Below are 19,374 nucleotides of genomic sequence, written 5' to 3' on the forward strand. Positions count from 1 at the left end.
AAGGCAAAATTTCAAGGCCTTGAGAAAGCCTGAATACGCCAAAAATTAAAAATTACGGCTCATGATCAGACGTTACTGTATAGCACTTAAACTACGCGATGTAAATTCAAAAGAACGGGCTAACTGGTCATTACAGACGACAAGTCAGGTGGCGGCAGATTTCCCAACCAGCCTCACGCAAACACGCACAGCCGCCAAGAAAACCGTTCGATTCACAGGGATGGAGGGGCATCCCCTTCATCCTTGTTAGACGCTTTTGTTGCGGACTGTGCGTTGGATGCAGGAAACTACGCGTAGTACCTTGAGGTGACCGTTTCCCAGTTTCCCTGGGCCTTCAGGATGAGATCGCAGAGCTCGCGCACGGCGCCCCAGCCGCCCTTGTTCTTGGCCACGAACTGGGCGAATTCGAAGACCTCCTCCACGGCATCCGCGGGGGCTGCGGCAAACCCAACCCTTTTCAAGAGCGGGATGTCGATCACGTCGTCCCCCATGAAGGCGACCTCTTCGTCGGTGAGGCCCGTCGCCTCCAGCATCTGGCGGTAGGGAACCAACTTGTCGAGCGACTTCTGGTAAACCTGGCCGATGCCGAGTTCGACGGCGCGGTTGTAGACCACCTGGGATTCGCGACCGGAGATGATACCTACCTCGATGCCGGAGCGCTGCAGCATCTTGATGCCGTGGCCGTCCTTCACGTTGAAGAACTTGCTCTCGACCCCGTTGGAATCGAAGATGATGCGCCCGTCGGTCATCACGCCGTCCACGTCCAGGATCAGGAGCTTTATCTTTTTCAGTCTCTCTTCCATAAACACCTCACTGGACCTTTCTCTGTGCCCTTCTTGAACCTCAGTGTCCTCTGTGTTCCGCTTCGGTTAACCCATTTGCATTTCTTTGCGCCTTTGCGGCACGTCGCAAGATCGTTTTAGGCGATGCCCGCCTTCAACAGGTCGTGCAGATGCACGATGCCAACCGGAGCCTTGGCATTGTCATCGTCAAAGACAAAGAGCGAGGTGATGGAGTACTGCTCCATCTGCTGCAGGGCGCGCGCCGCGAGCTCGTCACAGCGTATCCGCTTGGCGCCTTTTTTCATCAGCTCAGACGCCGGGAGGTTGATGATGTCGAGCCCCTTGCCGAGCGCACGCCGCAGGTCGCCGTCGGTGATCACCCCTACCAGCGCCCCGTCGTCAGAGGTGACGCCGGTGATACCCAGCCCCTTGGAGGTGATGGTGAAAAGCGCCTCCCGCATCAGGGTCTTCTCGTTGACCAGGGGGAGCGCCTCGCCGGAGTGCATGATGTCCTGGACCCTCAAAAGGAGCCTGCGCCCCAGCGCCCCGCCGGGGTGGAACATGGCGAAGTCCTCGGCCTTGAAGCCGCGGCTCACCAAAAGCGCCACGGCGATGGCATCCCCCATGGCGAGGGTGACGGTCGTCGATGCGGTGGGGGCGAGCCCCAGCGGGCACGCCTCTTCTTTGACCGATATGTCGAGGAAGACGTCGCCGCTCTTGGCAAGGGTCGAGGCGGGGTTGCCGGCCATGGCGATGAGCGAGGCACCCAGCCGCTTGATGATCGGTAGTATCCTCACCACCTCGTCGGTCTCGCCCGAGTTGGAGATGGCGATGACCACGTCCCCCTTCATGATCATGCCGAGATCGCCGTGGATCCCTTCCGCCGGGTGCAGGAAGAATGCGGGAGTTCCCGTCGACGCCATGGTGGAGGCGATCTTCTGCCCGATAAGCCCGGACTTGCCCATGCCGGTCACCACGACGCGGCCGGTTTCGCTGTTCAGGATCATCTGGACGGCCTGCTCGAACGCTCCGTTGATCGATGCCTCCAGGTTCAAAAGAGCCTCGGCCTCGACCCGTATCACCCTCTTCGCTTCTTCTATTATCAAAACACAACTCCTTCAAATTCTAAAAGCTTTTCAGGTTCTGCAGTATCCCCTGCATCCCCTTTTAACCCTGTTAGATGCTTTTGCTCTGCATGCCTTAACCGGTGGCCAAAAATACTACAGCTGAGACCCGAAAGGCAAAACAAAAGGTCAGGTAAGTCCTAAGCCTTTGTTTTGCCTTTCTTTGCAACTTGCTTCTTTGCGTGAGCGTTATGTTACTGATTGACTATGGCGTCGATGCTCTTGAGCTTTTTCAAAAGCACCGGCAGGTCGTCCAGGCGCACCGAGTTAGGCCCGTCGCAAAGCGCCTGCTCCGGCTCCTCGTGCACTTCCATGAAGATGCCGTCCACCCCGGAGGCAACTGCCGCGCGGGCAAGGAACTCGACGTACTCGCGCTGCCCGCCCGAAGAGGTCCCCTCCCCTCCCGGGAGCTGGACGCTGTGCGTGGCATCGAAGATGACCGGATAGCCGGTGGAGCGCATGATCGGGAAGCTCCTCATGTCGACGACAAGGTTGTTGTACCCAAAGCTTGCGCCGCGCTCGGTGAGGATGATGTTCTCGTTGTCGCAGGAGCGGATCTTGCCCACGACGTTCTTCATGTCCCAGGGGGCCAGGAACTGCCCCTTCTTCACGTTGATCACCTTGCCGGTGTTGCCGGCTGCCACCAAAAGGTCGGTCTGCCGGCAGAGGAATGCGGGGATCTGCAGCACGTCCAAAACCTCGGCCGCGGGTTCGACCTGCTCGATGGAGTGGATGTCGGACAGGACCGGGACGCCGAGCGCCTCTTTCACCTTGGCGAGGATCCTGAGCCCCTCCTTCATCCCGGGGCCGCGGAACGCGGTCACCGAGGTGCGGTTGGCCTTGTCGTAGGATGCCTTGAAGATTAGCGAGATCCCCACGCCGTTGCAGATGCTCATCAGCCTCTCGGCGCAGCGCAGCGTGGCTGTTTCGTTTTCTATCACGCAGGGGCCGGCCACCAGCGCCAACGGCCTCCCCCCCCCTATCTTCACTCCACCTACGGTGATTTCCCTGGTCATAACCTCTCCTTGTAAACAACTAACGCCTGTTACCCTCTCTTCGCCTTGGTGGCCGCGATGAACGCCTTGAAGAGCGGGTGCGGGTTCAGCGGCTTGGACTTGAACTCGGGGTGGAACTGGCAACCCAGGAACCACGGGTGATCGGGAAGCTCGATGATCTCCACCAGATCCCCCTCCTTGTAGACCCCCGAGATGACCATTCCCTTCTCCTCGAGGCAGTTGCGGAAGAGGTTGTTGAACTCGTAGCGGTGACGGTGGCGCTCGGAGATCTCGGTGGCGCCGTAGGCCTTCTGCGCGAAGGTTCCCTTGGTGAGGGAGCAGGGATAGGCGCCGAGCCTCATGGTCCCCCCCTTCTTATCCACGCCCTTTTGCTCTTCCATCAGGTGAATCACCGGGCTCTCGCAGTCGGGCTTGAACTCGCTGGAGAACGCCTCGGGAAGCTTGCAGACGTTGCGGGCGTACTCGACGGCGGCCATCTGCATGCCGAGGCAGATCCCGAAGAAGGGGACCTTGTTCACCCGGGCGTACTCGATCGCCTTGATCTTCCCTTCGGTGCCGCGCTCGCCGAAACCGCCCGGGACCAGGATGCCGTCCACATCGGCCAGCGCCTTCTCCCCCCCCTCCTCTTCGATCTTCTCGGAGTCGAGGTAAACGAGCTTCACCCGGCAGTCGTTGGCAATGCCGCCGTGGGTGAGCGCCTCGGAGAGAGACTTGTAGCTTTCCTTGAGGTCGACGTACTTGCCGACCACGGCGATGCGCACCTCGCCGCTGCCGGGGTTGGTGAGCTTGGAGACCACCTGCTGCCAGTGGGAGAGGTCCGGAGCCTTGGTCCAGATGTTGAGCTTTTCCACCACCTGGTCGTCCAGCCCCTGCTGGTTCAGCGCCATGGGCACCGCGTAGATGTGCTCTGCGTCCTGGGAGGTGATGACCGCTTTCTCCTCGACGTTGCAGAAAAGCGCGATCTTCGCCTTCATGTCCTGGGGCACGTCCTGCTCGCAGCGGCAAAGGAGGATGTCGGGCTGGATGCCGATCTCGCGCAGCTCCTTTACCGAGTGCTGGGTCGGCTTGGTCTTCAGTTCGCCAGCGGTCTTGATGTAGGGGACGAGCGTCACGTGCAGGTAGAGGACGTTGCCTGCGCCGCGGTCGCTTTTAAGCTGGCGGATCGCCTCCAGGAAGGGGAGCGACTCGATGTCGCCCACGGTGCCGCCGATCTCAACGATGGCGATGTCGGAGCCCTTGGCGTTTTCGAGGATGTTCAGCTTGATCTGGTCGGTGATGTGCGGGATGACCTGCACGGTCCCCCCCAGGTAGTCGCCGCGGCGCTCCTTCTCGATGACCGAGAAGTAAACCTGGCCGGTGGTGAAGTTGCTCTTTTTGGAGAGCTTCCCTGAGGTGTAGCGCTCGTAGTGCCCGAGATCGAGGTCGGTCTCGGCGCCGTCGTCGGTGACGAACACCTCGCCGTGCTGGAAGGGGGACATGGTCCCGGGATCGACGTTTATGTACGGATCCAGCTTCTGGATGGTGACCCGAAGCCCCCTCGCCTCAAGAAGAGCGCCCAAAGAAGCGGCGGCGAGTCCCTTGCCGATCGAGGAGACAACGCCGCCGGTAACAAAGATGAATTTTGTCTTCACTGAAAAAACCTCCAAAAAGAGCAAACCAGTTCAAGGTTCAAGGTTCAAAGTTCAACAAACTGTGCTTGTGAACGTTGAACGCCGAACATCGAACTGCTTTTATAAGCCTGCGCTGGTAGATATTTAACACGAACTTTGAACTGCTTTTAAAAGCCTATGCTTGTGAACTTAGAACTTTGAACCGCATTACGCTTTGAGCTTGGCCAGCACCTTCTCCAGGTCCGCCGGGGTGTCCACCCCGATCGATTCGCACTCGGTCTCGACGATCTTGATGCGGTAGCCGTTCTCAAGAACCCGCAACTGCTCGAGCTTCTCGGCCATCTCCAGGTAGCTCGGGGGAAGCGCGGCGAAGACCGGAAGGAACTCCCTGCGGTACACGTAGAGACCCACGTGCTTGTAGCATAGAAGCTTGCCGCAGCAGAAGGCATCGTCCTTCAGATCGTTCCACTTGTCGCGGAAAAACGGTAGCGGCGAACGGGAAAAGTAGAGCACGTTCCCCTTCGGGTCGGAAACCACCTTCACCACGTTGGGTGAAAGAAAATCGTGCAGCGTCCTGATGCGGCACTTGAGGGTCGCCATCGGGATGGACGGGTCTTCCAGCATCGGGGCGATGGCCTGGTCGATCATGGTCGGGTCGATGAGCGGCTCGTCGCCCTGCACGTTGACGATGATGTCAGCGTCGATCCTTCCCGCCACCTCGGCCAGCCGGTCGGTCCCGGTCTCGTGCTCCGACGAGGTCATCTCCACGCGTCCGCCGAAGGCGCGAACCGCGGCTGCGATCCGCTCGTCGTCGGTCGCCACGATCACCTCGGAAACGAGGTTCGCCTTGGAGGCGCGCTCATACACATGCTGCACCATGGGCTTCCCCATGATGTCCGCCAATGCCTTGCCCTCAAAACGCGTAGAAGCATACCTGGCGGGGATTACCGCGGTTATTTTCATTTGGCGTCTCTATGAGGACTCCGGCCGGAACTGCCGGCTTGAAGTCCTGGTTGCGGTTGTGGTTTGGTGATTTGGTACGGCTGGCTTTTGCTGCGGCTTGAGCCGGTGGAGCGCAGCCTGAAATACCGGCTCCGTCCCTTGTCTGGCGGGACGAAACAAGTTACATCAAAAGAAAGGTTCGTGTCAAGGAGTGAAATTAGAGAGATGAGGAGAGGCTGTCGGACCAGGCGATGGTCTCCAACTGCGAAGAAAGAAGTTGATCGAGATCGAGCCCGCTTTCTTCCAGTTGCTCGTTCACACCTTCGAAATCCGCCTCTTCCAGCCTCTGGGCCAGTAACAGCAGCCCCCCCAGCTCGCCTTGGCGTGAAAGCAGGGCGATCTTCACGTTCTCCACCAGATTCAGTTTCCCCACCAGCTCATTCATGGATTCGTCGAAGAGCGCGTCGATGAGCGAAAGTATCCCGACCATGAAGGCCTGGTCGGCAAGCTCACGCCCGGCGCGCCCCTTAAGTGCCAGGGCCAAAAGCTCCATCAGCTTCCCGCGCGTGGCGGCCAGCTCCAGAAGCGGGCTGTGGACGCCGTTTGAGTCGTTGCTGGCGTACAGGGCCAGGGTGATCCAGCGCTTCAACTGCTCGGTCCCCAGCACCATGAGGGCGTGGCGCAGCGTCTTGATCCGAACCCTGAGGCCGATGGCGACCGAGTTCACCAGCCTGAGCAGGTTGTAGGTGAGCCCCGGGTTCTGCTTGAAGGTTTCCTCAATCTCCTCCAGCTCCGTGTCGGCCATCACCTGTTTCATCAGCTGCAGCATGGCGAATTTCGCTATGTCGATCCGGTTCTGCCTGAGCACCACGGGACGGGCGAAGTAGTACCCCTGGAACAGGTGGAAGCCAAGCTGGGAGCAGAATTGGTACTGCTCCGCGGTCTCCACCTTTTCGGCCAGAAGCGTGAAGGGCCAGGGGCTTAGCCGCTCCAGCATCTCGGGAAGCGCGGCGGGGGGCGTCTCCAGCACGTCGATCTTGACTATGTCGACCGCCTCGTAGATGTCGTGGAACTCGGCGGAGTAGACGTGGTCGTCAAGGGCCAGGGTGAAGCCCAAAGACTTCAGGGCGCGGCAGCGCTCCACCACGTCACGGTCCACCACGATCGTTTCCAGAAGCTCGATGACCACGCGGTCCCGGGGCAAGAGCTCCACCGCGTCGCTCATCAGCATCTCGCGGGTGACGTTGAAAAAGCCGCGGTGCCTCCCGAGGACGTCCTGGATGCCGAACTCGGTCAGGGCCCCAAGGATGACGCTGGCGCTCGCCATCTGGACGTCATCGAACCTCGCCGACTGCAGGCTCTCGGCGGAACGGAACAAGAGCTCGAATCCTACGATCTTCTGGGTCCGGTCGAGTATCGGCTGTCGTCCGAGAAAGAATTTTTGCTGGTTCATGTATAACCCCGGAAAGCGGAAGGCTGTTCAAAGGCTCAACGGTCAAGGTTCGGCGTTCAAAGTTCAAAGTTCGAGGTTCAAGGTTCGGCTCAGGTGCAAAGCCTCAGGACTTCGCGGCTGATGGCGTCGAGGGGACGCACCAGGTCGACGCCGCCCAGCTTGATCGCCTCGTTGGGCATCCCGAAGACGATGCAGCTGGCCTCGTCCTGGGCGATGTTGATGGCACCCGCCTGCTTCATCTCCAGCATACCGTGCGCGCCGTCGTCCCCCATCCCGGTCATGATCACGCCGACCGCGTTCTTGCCGGCGTAGCGCGCGGCGGACCTGAAAAGCACGTCCACGGAGGGGCGGTGCCTTGACACCAGCGGACCGTCCTTGATCTCGACGTAGTAGCGGGCGCCGCTTCGCTTCAAAAGAAGGTGGTGGTTGCCCGCCGCGATCAGGGCGCGGCCGCGCACCACCGTGTCGTTGTTCTCCGCCTCCTTGACCGTGATCCGGCAAAGCCCGTCCAGCCGCTGCGAGAAGGCGCGGGTGAACCCTTCCGGCATGTGCTGCACGATGACGATGCCGGGAGAGTCGGCCGGAAGCGACTCCAGGAAGATGCGCAGCGCCTCGGTGCCGCCGGTGGAGGCCCCCACCACCACCACCTTTTCCGTGGTCTGCATCATAGCCTGGCTCTTGGGCTTCTCCATGATTACGTCCGCGGTGAGCTTGGGGGCTACCTGGTGCGGGGTCGCCGATACCTTCCGGACCCTCGCCTGGCTCGCCGCCTTCACCACGTCGCAGATCCTCACCCGCGACTCCTCCAGGAAGGTCTTGGTCCCAAGGCGCGGCTTCTGGATGATCTCGACAGCCCCGTACTCCAGCGCCTTAAGCGCGGTCTCAGATCCCATCTCGGTCAGGCTCGAGCACATCACCACCGGGATGGGATGCTGGCTCATGATCTTGTGCAGGAAGGTGATGCCGTCCATGCGCGGCATCTCGACATCGAGGGTGATGACGTCCGGCACCTCGTGCCGGATGCGGTCCGCCGCGATGAAGGGGTCGCCCGCCGTCGACATGACCTCGATCTGCGGGTCCGAGGAGAGGATATCCGACAGGGTCTGGCGCACCACCGCCGAGTCGTCAACTATAAGGACCTTTATCTTCTTCTTCGCCATCTATGAATCCCCCGATTTCCCGAGACGTTTTAGCAGCACCTCTCCGGTATCAGTATGAAAGATGATCTTTCTTCCCCGCTCCCCGCCCAGGTCCTGGCAGACCACCCTGACCGCCTCCCGCTCCAGCACCTTGAGCGCCATCTCCGCATTCTGGCTCCCTACCCCCCGCCGCTTCAGGTTCCCCTCGAACATGTCGGAGCCCCCGAACACCTTGGCCTGAAGCTCGTGCCTCTTGACGCCATGCGCGTTAAGCCGCTCCAGCATCATCCTGATGGCGCATTCGACGTACTTGCCGCGGGCGGGATGCTCGTGGCTGCAGTCGACAGGGTTGTCACAACTGGGGAGTTGCGCGTGACAGATGGCGCCGAACTGGTTCCTGGGGCAAAAAAGGGTGACCGCGACACAGGATCCCAGCACCGTCGTGACCAAAGTCGGTACAGAGCTTACCATCATCTGCCCCGGTTTCAGGAAAAGAAGGCTCCGTACCTGCTGGATCATCTAGGCTTGCGGTACACGGTCGGGTACACGCTCACCAGCGGCACATCCAGGCCGCTCAGGGTTTCTGAATGCCCCATGAAGATGAAGGACCCAGGCTTCATGTTGCGGTGGAAGCGCTGCAAAAGCTTCTCCTGGGTGGGGCGGTCGAAGTAGATGATGACGTTGCGGCAGAAGATTATGTCCAGCTGCTCCCGCATGCCGAAATCTTCGTCCATGAAGTTGAGCCTGCGAAAGCGCACCTTCTCGCGCAACTCCGGCACGATACGGACCATGCCGCTGGATCTGTCCTTGCTCCTCAAGAGATACTTCTTCTTGTACTCGAAGGGTACCGGCTCCACCTGGCTCTCCTGGTAGATCGCGTTTCTCGCCTTCTCGAGAACCCGGGTGGAGATGTCCGTGGCGAGGATCCTGAAGTCGAAGCCCGGGTTTTGGAGGGCGAACTCGGAGAGAACCATGGCCAGGGTGTAGGGCTCCTCCCCGGAGGAGCAGCCGGCGCTCCAGATGGAGAGGGTTGCACCCGGGTGCCTTCTGACCCAGTCGGGAAGCACCGTCTGGGAGAGGTAGTGGAAGTGGTCCGGCTCCCGGAAGAAGTCGGTCTTGTTGGTGGTGACCATGTCGAGCATCTGCACCAGCTCCTTCTCCAGCCCCTCGCTGGAGAAGAGAAAGTCGCAGTAATCGGTGAAGTTGTGCATGCCGAGCGCCCTGAGCCGTTTTTGCAGGCGCGCCTCCAGCATGGTCTTTTTGACTTCCGGCATCTTGATGCCGCAGGTATCGTAGATGAAACGGCTCAGCCTGCCGAAATCACGGGCCGACAGGACGGCGGCGTGCTCTATGCGGCCTGGCTCTTCCATGCTCAGCGCTCCCGATGCGTACATTTTCGCTTTTTCCCCCAGCAGGCCGGCGCGAGCCGGCGGAGTTTTTGCCGTTGAGACCGCCCCGTCCGGAGGCGGCGGCTAAGGTTGCTTCTCTTCCACGCTCTGCAAAAGCTGCGGCACATCCAGAATCAGCGCCACGGAACCGTCCCCCAGGATGGTGGCGCCGGAGATGCCGTCGACGTCCCTGTAGGCGCGCCCCAGCGACTTGATCACCGTCTGGTGCTCACCGATCACCTGGTCCACCACGAAGCCGACCCTGACGCCGTTCACCTGGGTGATCACGATCTGCTGGATCTCCGGGGGGTCCCCCTGGATCCGGAAGTGCTCCCTGAGCGGGATGTAGGGGATCATCTGCGCCCTGACCCGGGCCAGGTTGCGGCCGTGGGAGCGGGCCACGTCCTCGCGGGTCAGCTCCACGCACTCGTCCACCAGGGCCAGGGGGAGCATGAAGGAGTCGGCGCCGATCTGGACCCTGAGGCTCTCGATGATCGCCAGGGTGAGGGGGATCTTCACCGCGATGGTGGTCCCCTTGCCGCGGACGCTGGAGATGTCGATGCTTCCCCTGAGCGCCTCGATGGCGCGTTTCACCACGTCCATCCCCACGCCGCGCCCGGAGACCGAGGAGATCTTCTTGGCGGTGGAGAAGCCGGGCGCGAAGATGAGGCCGAAGAGCTCCTTCTCGGAGAGCTCCGCCGTGGCGGCGATGATCCCCTTCTCAATCGCCTTGCTCCTGATGGCCTCCTTGTCGAGCCCAGCTCCGTCGTCCTCTATGGTGATGACGACGCTGTCGCCGGAATGGACCGCGGCGAGGTGCACGGTGCCGTTTGCGGGCTTGCCCGCCTCGACCCTCGCCTCTGGAAGCTCGATGCCGTGGTCGATGCTGTTGCGGATCAGGTGCACCAGCGGGTCGTTCAGCTTCTCGATCACCGTCTTGTCCAGCTCGGTCTCGGCTCCCTCGGTGGTCATGTCGATCTGCTTGCCGAGCTCGACCGAGAGATCGCGCACCAGGCGCTTGAACTTGCTGAAGGTGCTGCCGATGGGGAGCATCCGGATGTTGAGGGCGCTGTCGCGCAGCTCCGCGGTCAAGCGCTCCACCTCCTCCGCGATGGCCAGAAGCTCCGCGTCCGCCCGCTGCGCCGCCGTCTGGGAGAGGCGCGCCTGCACGGTCACCATCTCCCCGACCAGGTTCACCAGGAGGTCGAGCCGCTCGGCAGGGACCCGGATGCTGGAGGCGGCTTCCGTCGCCTGCTTCTCCTGGCGCACCTCTTTTACGTGCCGCTGTTCCACGAGTGCCGACTGCAGTTTCCCCTCGTCGAGGATCCCCTTGGAGAGCGCCAGCTCGCCGAACTTCCGCTGCTGGGCGAGCACCTCATCCATCTCCTCGGCGGTGATGTCGCCGCGCTCCAAAAGGATCATCCCGAGCTTCTTGTAATCCTGCGGCTCGTCGAACTGGCTGTGCTCCGCCACCTGCTCTATCTTCAACTCGCAGTCGTCCTCGACGAAGATGAAGACGTCCCGGATCGCGTTCTCCCCCTGGTTCGTGGTCAGGATCAGGTCCCAGAAGACGTAGCACGCCTCCGGATCCATCTCCTCGAGGCACGGGAAGGCGCCGGTCTGCGCCACCACCGAGCAGGTCCCAAGCTCCTTGAGCTCCTGCAGCAGGGTGAGGGGGTTGGTCCCGGTGATGAAGATGTCGCGGGAGGGGACGAAGCGGATCCGGTAGGTGACCAGGTTCTCCGGCTTCTTGGCGGCCGTGGCCACTGCCGGGGCTGCGGCCGCGGTGGGAAGAAACCCCGCCAGCTCGCGCAGGCCGCTGATGATCTTGCCGCTTTCCTCGAGGTCGGCCCCTTCCCCTACCTCGTCGGCTGCGTCGAGCATGGCCCGGATCTGGTCCCGCGCGGCGAGCGTCAGGTTGACCAGGCGCGCGGTTACCTGGAGCTTTCCGTTGCGCACCATGTCGAAGATGGTCTCCACCTCGTGGGTGAAGGCGGCGATGTCGTCGAAACCGAACATCGAGCCGGACCCCTTGATGGTGTGCATGGCGCGGAAGACCCTGCCGATCAGGTCGATATCGTCCGGCCTCTCCTCAAGCTCCAAAAGCGACGTCTCCAGTTCAGCCAGGAGCTCGTACGCTTCTTCCTTGAATGCCTGCCGGTGCTGGTCTATCATCCGAGCACCTTCTTCACCACCGCCATCAGCTGCTCGGGCTTGAAGGGCTTGACGATCCAGCCAGTGGCGCCGGCGGCCTTTCCTTCCTGCTTCTTGGAGTCCTGCGACTCCGTGGTCAGCATCACGATGGGGATGAACTTGCAGCTTGGGAGCGCGCGCGCCCCCTTGATGAGCCCGATACCGTCCAGGTTGGGCATGTTCAGGTCCGTGATCAGCATGTCCACCTTGGTGGAGGAGAGCTTTTGCAGCGCGTCCTTGCCGTCCACCGCCTCGACCACGTCGTATCCACCCTGTTTCAGGGTAAAGGTCACCATCTGCCTGACGCTCGCGGAATCGTCCGCCGTCATTATCACCTTGGCCATTAGCTCTCTCCTCCTGCCCATATGCAGCTATAAGAAGTATCCCTCGCGCACCCGGTATGCCTGCGGAAGCCGGCGCCCGCTGCCATGTCGCGGAAGGTCATGTTTCCTCCGTCTGTGATGTAGAGCCACTTCCCCCCGAGAAGGGCGCTTTGGTGCGCCGCGCAGAGAAGCTGCAGCCCGGTGAGATCGATCCCGGTCATCTCGGAGAGGTCCACCTGCAGCTCGCTTCCCTTTTCGAGCGCCGCCAACAGCGCCTGGCGCAAGCCGCCGGCGTCGCCGATGGTCACCCCCCCGGAGACTTTCAGGACCTGTTTTCCCGCTGCCTTGGGGTCTTGCCTGCACTCCAACTTTAAATCGTCCATACACCGTCCTTTTGTGCTAGAAAAGTTCCACATTCCCGCCTAAGTCGTCTTCGCTTGCAGCCGGCGGCGGCGCGGCGGCAACGGTCAAGGGGCGCGCAGAAGCCTCGCGCGCGCCCCCCGCCTTGAGCGATTCGTGAATCCTGCGCTCGCTTTGCATGGTGTAGCGCTGGGTGAGCTGTTCCAGGTTGCCTGCACCCGGCGAGGCCGGGGCGAGCTTTCTGGCCTGGGCCACGACCCCGGCCAGGTCACGGATCGCCGTCTCCAGCACGAGGCTCACCTTGCGGTGCACCGTGATCCCCGCGACCACGTGCTCGATGTCGCAGGAGAGCTGCGTGACCGAGTCGTCCATGCTGCGCAGGGAGTGCTGCAGGTTGTCGTTCACCTGCCTGAGCGTCTGCAGGAGCCCTGAGAGCGTCTGCACCATGCCGCGCACCTCGCTCTCAAGCCCCGAGGCCTCGGCGCTCACCCCTTCGTTCAACCGGTCGGTCACCGCAATGATCCCCTGCAGGGTGTGGGAAACGGCGCCGGTGTGATCGATGGCGTCGATGGAGAGGCGCTGGATCGCCTCGGCCAGGACCCCGAGTGCCGCCCCCTCGTCGCCGGTATAGGCCGACTTTATCTGCGCGTTCAAGGCGATCAGCTTGATCTCCTCGCCGATCTTCTCGATGTCGCCTACGAAGGTGGCGATCTCCCCCACCGTCTGGGCCACGGTCGCCATGGCGAGGCAGAGCGCCTGGTTCACCTTCGAGCTCTCAAGGAGCGCGTCGCTCACCACCGAGATGTCCTTCTCCATCTCCGAGAAGAAGCTCCCTCCGGTCTGGTCCGCCATACCGGCCATGCTGGAGGTCTGCGCGGAGAGGCCCGACTGCTTGCGCGCGACCTCCCTCAGGCTGTCGATTATGGTGGTCACCGCGACGTCGAGCTCCTCCTCGGCATGGCGCAGCTGGGCTATTTGCAGTTCGCAGACAGCTGCCGTGGTATCGGCACCTGCCGACCCCGTCGAGAGTCCCTGTTTCAGATCCCTCAGCGCCTCGTCTACATGTTCGATCTGCTGCCTGACGATGTCGTGGGCCTGCATGGACATCACCACGTCGCCGATGGAGCGGTAGACCTCGTCGGAGACCGCCGAGACCGCGGCTACGGAACTGGAGCAGCGCGTGTTGATTTCGGAGAGGGCCTGCATGCTCCCCCTGGTCCGGTCCAGGATCGCCACGACCTGGTCATGCTGCTGCGCGCCGCTGTTCAGCACCCCGGTCAGGGTCTGCTCGATGGTCCGGGCCAGCTCCTCCTTGCGCTTGAGGATGATGGCCGCCTTGTCGTTTACCTGCACCGACAGCTCCCCCACGTCGCTTGCCAGCGTGTCGAAGCCGGCAGCGCTCTGCCCCAGGCGCGCGCTCTCGATCTTGGTGGAGATGCCCAGCATCCTCAGCACCTTGTTCACCTTCTTGAAGCCGGAAAGCGGGTCGCTCACCTTGGCCAAAAGCCCCAGGATCTCGCGCAGCGTGTCGGCGCTCACCTCGATCTCGTTCTGGGCACGGCTCACGTAGTGCCCCATGTCGTCCAGCATCTCGCCCAGCCCCTGCATGGTCCCGATGACTTGGTCCCCCGCCACCTCGCCCACCATCTCGGAGGCGAGCCCGGAGATGCCCAGGCCCCGCTGGTAGAAATCCTGGAGCCTGCCGCCTATGTCGAGAAACTCCTGCTCGGTGGTCCCGGAAACGGCGGCAAGCTCTGCCGACTGCCCGGCGAGGACTACGGACCATTCGTCCGACAGCCTCTTAAACTCCGCATCCTGCGTCTTGTTATCCTTGCCGTCTGGTATCATAAGCACCTTCTTTTATAGGGCAAATTGTTGTCGGAATCTCACTGCCGGCGCCCTTTCGGTCGTCACGGGTCCGGCTTTTTAATTTATCGTCAGCCGTTGTCAGATCTTGAAGTCTTTTTCTCATGTATTTTAAAATTCGTGGCATCTAATGTTTGCTCGGCGTCCGTCGGAAGCGGGGCGAGTGCGGTGTTGAGGGAGGGAGCTCTCCCCTCGCCCGGAGGGCCTTCGCCCACCGTAGGCTACGGTCCGCAGGAGGGAAAGGGGCGGGGGTGAGGGAGGCGGATGAAGGAAAAACAAAAAAAAGGGGGTCCCTTTCGGAACCCCCTGTGTGGCCGCTGCGCGGCCGCACCCCTTTTCGTGCGGCGCTAGCGTCTGACGAATATCTCCCGGGCCATGGCCGAGTCGATGGCAAACTCGGAGAAGCCCACCCTGAAGATGTAGGAGGGGAAAGCCTGCAAAAGCGAGATCCGGTTCCCCGGGAGAACCCCCATGGCCATCAGCTTCTGCATCTTCTTGCTGTCCTCGGTCTGGATGTAGGCTATGTCCCCCTCGTCGCCGGGTTTGAGTTCGGTGAGCGGCACCACGCCCAGGTCTCCGGTCTTGCGCGCCTCCTCGCAGCACTCCCCCGGCGGGATCGGCTTGCCGTGCGGGCAGGTCACCGGGTGGTTCAGCATGGTGCAGACCTTGGTGTCCACCCCCTCGTTCAAAAGGTGCTCGAACTGGCACGCCTTCATGTCGCCGCTCTCGCCGCGGATGTTGAGCACGTCCATCATCAGCCTTTCGGCGAGCCGGTGGCGGCGGATGGTGTTGCGCCCTTCCTCGCGCCCTTCGGGGCGGAAGTAGATGCGCCCCCCCTTGATCTCGACCAGCGCCCGGGAGGCAAGTTCCTGATAGGCGGGATCGGAGGCCTCTATCTCCATCCGGTCAAGTTCGGCGTAGCCGGTTCCCTTTTCCTCCGACTCTATCCACAGCGCCTCCAGTATCTCTTCCGCCTTGTCAGTCAGCTTCATAAAACCACTCCTTTATTGAAAATAAACCTGGTCAGTTCGTCTTTTTCTTTGCGGAGAAGACCTTTTTGAGCCCCTTGATCAGTGCGGGCTCAGGGGGATTCTCATAGTTGCACCTGGGGCATTTCACCATCTTGCAGCCGCTGGACATAGGGCAGTTCTTGCATCCGACATTGCCCTCATGTTCCTCGAACTCGTGTCCACAAAACCCGCACCTCATAAATTCCAGTCTCTCTTTTTAAACCTGCACGCCAGTCGTCCGAGGATCCATAGCCGGTGCGTTCAACCAGTCATTGGACTCTAGATGTCAATCGTCAATCGTCAATTGTCCATCGTCAATTGCAGTTACAGTCCTTGGATTTTAGTTGTCAATCGTCAATTGTCCACTGTCCATTGTTGATTGAACTTTAAAGCAGTTGCGTGGCGAGCAGGAAGCGGTTCAACAGCCATCCGCTGCCGAAGGCGAAGCCGGAGACGAAGAGTCCGATGGCGATGGCCACCTTCCAGCCGCGCTCCTTCTTCATGATCAGGAACTGCGCGACGCACGGGATGAAAAGGGTGAGGGTTACCGCCGCCACGGTGAGCTGCCTCGCGTTCAGGAGCCCCTTGGTCTGCAGGTCGTAGAGTCCCGCCGCGCCGTAGTCGCGCCTGAAGAAGCCGAAGATGAAGGCCACCGCCGACTCCTTGGGGAGCCCCAGGCTTGCCATGACCGGGGTCATCGCCTCGATCATCTTCTCGAAGAAGTGGGTGATCTTGCCCAGCCACAAAAGCACGGAGGCGAGGATGAACAGCGGCAGGATCTCCATGAAGTACCACTGCATGCGGGTGTAGGTCTTGGTCAGCACGTTGCCGAACTGCGGCAGCCGCATCGGGGGGATCTCCATGTAGAACATCGGCGTTTCCCCGGGAACCACCTTGGCGGCGAGAAGCCCGACCAAAAGGAAGATCAGGAGCAGGCAGACGCCCCAGGTCAGAAGCGCTCCCGGGGTCTGGGAGAGAAGCGACATGATGACCCCGAGCTGCGCCGAGCAGGGAATGGCAAGCGCCAAAAGGACGGTGGCGATCACCCGCTCGCGTACCGTCTCCAGGGTCCTCGTCACCATGGTCGCCATGGTGTCGCAACCGAAACCGAGCACCATCGGTATCACGGCGCGCCCGGTGAGCCCCATGGTCTTGAACACGCGGTCCACGAGGAGCGCAAGCCGCGGGAAATAGCCGCTGTCCTCGAGCACGGAGAAAAAGAGGAAGAAGGTGGCGACGATGGGGAGAATGATGCCGACGGCGTAGCGGAAGCCCAGGGTGATGATGCCGTACTCTCCCACCAGGAGTTCCTGGAGCATACCCCAGGGGACGTAGAGCTTAACGATTTCGATGATCCAGGGGTTGAAGTGCTCCTCAAACACCTTTCCTTCCAGGAAATCGACCAGGGTCCCGGCGCCGAAGACGCCGACGAACTGGTAGAGGCCGAAGTAAAGCACGATGAGCAAAAGCGGGATACCGGTGGCCGGGCGGACGGTCCAGCGGGAGAAGCGCTCGGCGAGCGTCACCACGCGCTTTTCCGGCGCCTTGAAGGCGCCGTCCAGGATCCCCTTCACTATCGCCTTGCGCTCCATGGAGAGGTCCAGGTGGAACGACTCGCGGCGCTCAAAACGCTTCTCCCTCACCACTGTCTGCACCCCGGGGAACCAGACGCCCTCGGTTTCCCGCACCAGGTTTGCCACCTCCGCGTCGTCCTGCAAAAGCAAAAGAGCTATCGCCTTCTTGGAAAGGATGTACTCGCCCCTGAGGCTCTGGCAGATCTCGGCGATGTCCCCCTCCATGAGGCGCGAATAGGTGAAGGGGGGGACGGCGCAAGAGGAGGAGCCGGCAATTGCGGCCCTGATCTCGGGGACCCCTATCTTCTTCGCCGTAGCGGCGCCTATTACCGGGATGCCGAGCCGCTTGGACAAAAGCGGAATGTCGATTTCGAGCCCCATGCGCGCCGCTTCGTCCATGATGTTCACCACCAGCACCACGGGAAGCTCGGCCTCGATGAGCTGCAGCGTCATCGGGAGCATCCGCTCCAGGTTGCGGGCGTCGAGTACGTGGAGCACGAGGTGCGGGCGCTCGGTCAAGAGGATCTCGCGGGCGACCCGCTCCTCCTCGGTGATGGGGAGTATGGAATACATGCCTGGGGTGTCGATGATCTCGAACTCTTCCCCGTTGATCGCCGTGCTGCCGCGGGAAACCTCCACCGAGGTGCCGGGATAGTTGGACACGGTGACGTAGGCGCCAGTGAGGGCGTTGAAGAGGACGCTCTTTCCGACATTGGGATTCCCCACCAGCGCCACCTTCTTGGCGCCGCTGGCGGCAACGGTTGCGGCTTCGTGGCAGGAACCCTTCTTCTTGAAAAATGACATGTTTTCCACTACCCCTCTTTAACGTTTAGATGCCAATTAAAAGTCAATGAATATCACTTTCAGGTTGGCGGGAAAAATTTTTAGCTTCGTGCGTTCCTGACCACGGAGAGCCGGCGGGCTACCTGAACCAACCAGGAGCCCGGTCAGCCCTTACTTTCTGCAGCTCGAGCAAAGACCGTAGAGCTCGAGGCGGTGCCGCTCGATCAGGAAGCCCCGGCTGTTTGCGACCTCGTCCTGCAGCTTCTCGATGGTCTCGTTCTCGAACTCCTCGATGTGGCCGCACCTGGTGCAGACCAGGTGGTCGTGGTGCTCCCCCTCCCCCACGTGCTCGTAACGGGTCTGGCCGTCGCCGAACTGCATCTCGCGGGCGATCCCGGCCTCGGCGAAGAGCTTCAGGGTCCGGTACACCGTGGCGTAGCCGATGTTCGAGTGCTTGGCCCTCAGCTTCAGGTACAGTTCCTCGATGCTCAGGTGCCTGTCGCTGGACAGGAAGCTGTCGAGGATGATGTCCCGCTGCTTGGTGGTCTTGAGTCCGCGCTGGGCGATGAAGTCGGCGAAGACTTTTTTCTTGGCTCGTTTCATGAGAACCCCAATTGAAAGTGGATGTCATAGTAGCGGGGGTCCCCGCCACTGTCAATGATTATTTTTCCAGCGGCGCGGCAGACACGGCTGCCGCACCAACGACAGTCGACAGGAGAAGCCACTGGGCTCGCTGAACCCGCAGCTCAGGTGAACGGAGCGGCACTGGACTGAATGGACTGAATGGACTGAATGGACTGAATGGACTGAATGGACTGAATGGACTGAATGGACTGAATGGACTGAATGGACTGAATGGACGCAGGCTGCTTTCTTTCACCTGGACTATGGCCTGGGGAGAACTTCTGGAGGGATGTCTTCGGGGTCGGGCAGGAAGGGCCTGCCACACTGCTTGCAGCAATCCTCACAACCGTTTTTCTTCAGCGGGCTTTGCTGCTGCTGGCCGGGCTGTACCGGCTTGCGCGCGGCCTTGCATTTCTCGCAGCAGTCGCACGCTTTGTCCCGGGTCTTGTCCTGCATCTCCTCGATATCGCTGCCGACCACGCCGCTGGATTCGTACCGCCCCTCCTCACCCTCGGCTCGCACAACAGAAAGCTGCAACAGCAGAACCAGCGCCACCATGATCGCCTTTGTCATCATGCCTGCTTCCTCCCTGGTTCGTTGGCGGGACGCTAAAAATTAACATCTGGCAATAAAATGTCAATCGCACTGATTTATCGACGGCGCAAGCGGCAGCCGCTTTCTCTGGTATACTCACCGAATGAAAAAACCCTAACAGGAGGTGTCACATGCAGAGGCGCTTGATCGCAACGTTGGCAATTTTGACACTCGTTGCAACCGGTGTCACAGGATGCAAGAAGAAGAGCGAAGAGCAAGCTCAAACCCAACCGACACAGAGTCAGATTACCACCGCGGCTCCCGCTGCCCCGGCAGGAGGTCAGCCGGCAGCTTCTGCCACTGCGACCACTGGGGAGCAGCTCTTCAAACAGCACTGCGCAGCCTGCCACCCCAACGGCGGCAACACCATCACGCCGGCAAAGACCCTAAGCAAAAAGGCAATGGCCGACCGCAACATCAAGAGCGCGGACGACATCGTGAAGATCATGCGCAACCCGGGCCCGGGCATGAACAAGTTCGACGAGGGGATGATCTCCAACGACGATGCTAAGAAGATCGGCGACTACATCCTGGCGACCTTCCCCTGATCCTTGACCACCACAAAACGCCAAGAGGGGGGCGCAAACTGCGCC

The 19,374-nt window shown here is 61.2% G+C and carries 19 protein-coding genes; 1 reads left to right on the plus strand and 18 read right to left on the minus strand.

Features of this window, described 5'->3' with window-relative positions; translation table 11 throughout:
• Positions 1 to 287: 287 nt before the first annotated feature.
• The 18 genes from GEOBRER4_RS12825 to GEOBRER4_RS12905 all read right to left on the minus strand — a co-directional run bounded on the left by GEOBRER4_RS12825 (position 288) and on the right by GEOBRER4_RS12905 (position 18,763).
• Positions 288 to 803, minus strand: coding sequence for a KdsC family phosphatase (locus tag GEOBRER4_RS12825; RefSeq protein WP_185242630.1), 516 nt, complete (start codon positions 801 to 803; stop codon positions 288 to 290).
• A gap of 116 nt (positions 804 to 919) precedes the next feature.
• Positions 920 to 1,888: a KpsF/GutQ family sugar-phosphate isomerase gene (locus tag GEOBRER4_RS12830; RefSeq protein ID WP_185242631.1), complete on the minus strand. Its 969-nt coding sequence runs from the start codon at positions 1,886 to 1,888 to the stop codon at positions 920 to 922.
• A 212-nt stretch (positions 1,889 to 2,100) separates the two neighbouring features.
• The gene (gene kdsA / locus GEOBRER4_RS12835; RefSeq protein ID WP_185242632.1) at positions 2,101 to 2,922 is read right to left on the minus strand and encodes a 3-deoxy-8-phosphooctulonate synthase; all 822 of its coding nucleotides are present in this window, start codon (positions 2,920 to 2,922) and stop codon (positions 2,101 to 2,103) included.
• 29 nt (positions 2,923 to 2,951) lie between these two features.
• Positions 2,952 to 4,553 carry a CTP synthase gene (locus GEOBRER4_RS12840; protein ID WP_185242633.1) on the minus strand — a complete coding sequence of 534 codons (1,602 nt, stop codon included), beginning with the start codon at positions 4,551 to 4,553 and terminating at the stop codon, positions 2,952 to 2,954.
• A 186-nt stretch (positions 4,554 to 4,739) separates the two neighbouring features.
• Positions 4,740 to 5,495 (minus strand): 3-deoxy-manno-octulosonate cytidylyltransferase, encoded by a 756-nt coding sequence (kdsB, locus tag GEOBRER4_RS12845; protein ID WP_185242634.1) that lies wholly within the window; start codon positions 5,493 to 5,495, stop codon positions 4,740 to 4,742.
• Positions 5,496 to 5,691: 196 nt separating this feature from the next.
• On the minus strand, positions 5,692 to 6,927 hold the full coding sequence (locus GEOBRER4_RS12850; protein WP_185242635.1) for an EAL and HDOD domain-containing protein: 1,236 nt from the start codon (positions 6,925 to 6,927) through the stop codon (positions 5,692 to 5,694).
• 89 nt (positions 6,928 to 7,016) lie between these two features.
• Positions 7,017 to 8,087 (minus strand): protein-glutamate methylesterase/protein-glutamine glutaminase, encoded by a 1,071-nt coding sequence (locus GEOBRER4_RS12855; RefSeq protein ID WP_185242636.1) that lies wholly within the window; start codon positions 8,085 to 8,087, stop codon positions 7,017 to 7,019.
• Entirely contained in the window at positions 8,088 to 8,585 is a 498-nt protein-coding gene (locus GEOBRER4_RS12860; protein WP_185242637.1) for a chemotaxis protein CheD, read from the minus strand.
• The gene (locus GEOBRER4_RS12865; RefSeq protein WP_185242638.1) at positions 8,582 to 9,460 is read right to left on the minus strand and encodes a CheR family methyltransferase; all 879 of its coding nucleotides are present in this window, start codon (positions 9,458 to 9,460) and stop codon (positions 8,582 to 8,584) included. The genes GEOBRER4_RS12860 and GEOBRER4_RS12865 overlap by 4 nt, the downstream gene beginning before the upstream one ends.
• 78 nt (positions 9,461 to 9,538) lie before the next feature.
• Complete coding sequence (locus tag GEOBRER4_RS12870; RefSeq protein WP_185242639.1) at positions 9,539 to 11,629, minus strand: chemotaxis protein CheA; 2,091 nt, start codon at positions 11,627 to 11,629, stop codon at positions 9,539 to 9,541.
• Complete coding sequence (locus GEOBRER4_RS12875; protein WP_012530027.1) at positions 11,626 to 11,991, minus strand: response regulator; 366 nt, start codon at positions 11,989 to 11,991, stop codon at positions 11,626 to 11,628. The genes GEOBRER4_RS12870 and GEOBRER4_RS12875 overlap by 4 nt, the downstream gene beginning before the upstream one ends.
• Positions 11,991 to 12,353: an STAS domain-containing protein gene (locus GEOBRER4_RS12880; protein WP_185242640.1), complete on the minus strand. Its 363-nt coding sequence runs from the start codon at positions 12,351 to 12,353 to the stop codon at positions 11,991 to 11,993. The genes GEOBRER4_RS12875 and GEOBRER4_RS12880 overlap by 1 nt, the downstream gene beginning before the upstream one ends.
• Positions 12,354 to 12,369: 16 nt before the next feature.
• Positions 12,370 to 14,178 (minus strand): methyl-accepting chemotaxis protein, encoded by a 1,809-nt coding sequence (locus tag GEOBRER4_RS12885; RefSeq protein ID WP_185242641.1) that lies wholly within the window; start codon positions 14,176 to 14,178, stop codon positions 12,370 to 12,372.
• Between the two features lie 365 nt (positions 14,179 to 14,543).
• Positions 14,544 to 15,188: a metal-dependent transcriptional regulator gene (locus GEOBRER4_RS12890; protein ID WP_185242642.1), complete on the minus strand. Its 645-nt coding sequence runs from the start codon at positions 15,186 to 15,188 to the stop codon at positions 14,544 to 14,546.
• A 31-nt stretch (positions 15,189 to 15,219) separates the two neighbouring features.
• The gene (locus tag GEOBRER4_RS20100) at positions 15,220 to 15,405 is read right to left on the minus strand and encodes a hypothetical protein (RefSeq protein ID WP_085812224.1); all 186 of its coding nucleotides are present in this window, start codon (positions 15,403 to 15,405) and stop codon (positions 15,220 to 15,222) included.
• 187 nt (positions 15,406 to 15,592) lie between these two features.
• Positions 15,593 to 17,584: a ferrous iron transport protein B gene (gene feoB / locus GEOBRER4_RS12895; RefSeq protein WP_185245329.1), complete on the minus strand. Its 1,992-nt coding sequence runs from the start codon at positions 17,582 to 17,584 to the stop codon at positions 15,593 to 15,595.
• A 150-nt stretch (positions 17,585 to 17,734) separates the two neighbouring features.
• Positions 17,735 to 18,166 (minus strand): Fur family transcriptional regulator, encoded by a 432-nt coding sequence (locus GEOBRER4_RS12900; RefSeq protein ID WP_185242643.1) that lies wholly within the window; start codon positions 18,164 to 18,166, stop codon positions 17,735 to 17,737.
• Between the two features lie 282 nt (positions 18,167 to 18,448).
• On the minus strand, positions 18,449 to 18,763 hold the full coding sequence (locus GEOBRER4_RS12905) for a hypothetical protein (RefSeq protein ID WP_185242644.1): 315 nt from the start codon (positions 18,761 to 18,763) through the stop codon (positions 18,449 to 18,451).
• A gap of 149 nt (positions 18,764 to 18,912) precedes the next feature.
• Between GEOBRER4_RS12905 and GEOBRER4_RS12910 the strand changes: the two genes are divergently transcribed.
• Positions 18,913 to 19,329 carry a c-type cytochrome gene (locus GEOBRER4_RS12910; RefSeq protein WP_185242645.1) on the plus strand — a complete coding sequence of 139 codons (417 nt, stop codon included), beginning with the start codon at positions 18,913 to 18,915 and terminating at the stop codon, positions 19,327 to 19,329.
• The last annotated feature ends 45 nt before the right edge of the window (positions 19,330 to 19,374 follow it).

Origin of the sequence: Citrifermentans bremense (assembly GCF_014218275.1) — a bacterium.
GTDB classification, from domain to species: domain Bacteria; phylum Desulfobacterota; class Desulfuromonadia; order Geobacterales; family Geobacteraceae; genus Geomonas; species Geomonas pelophila.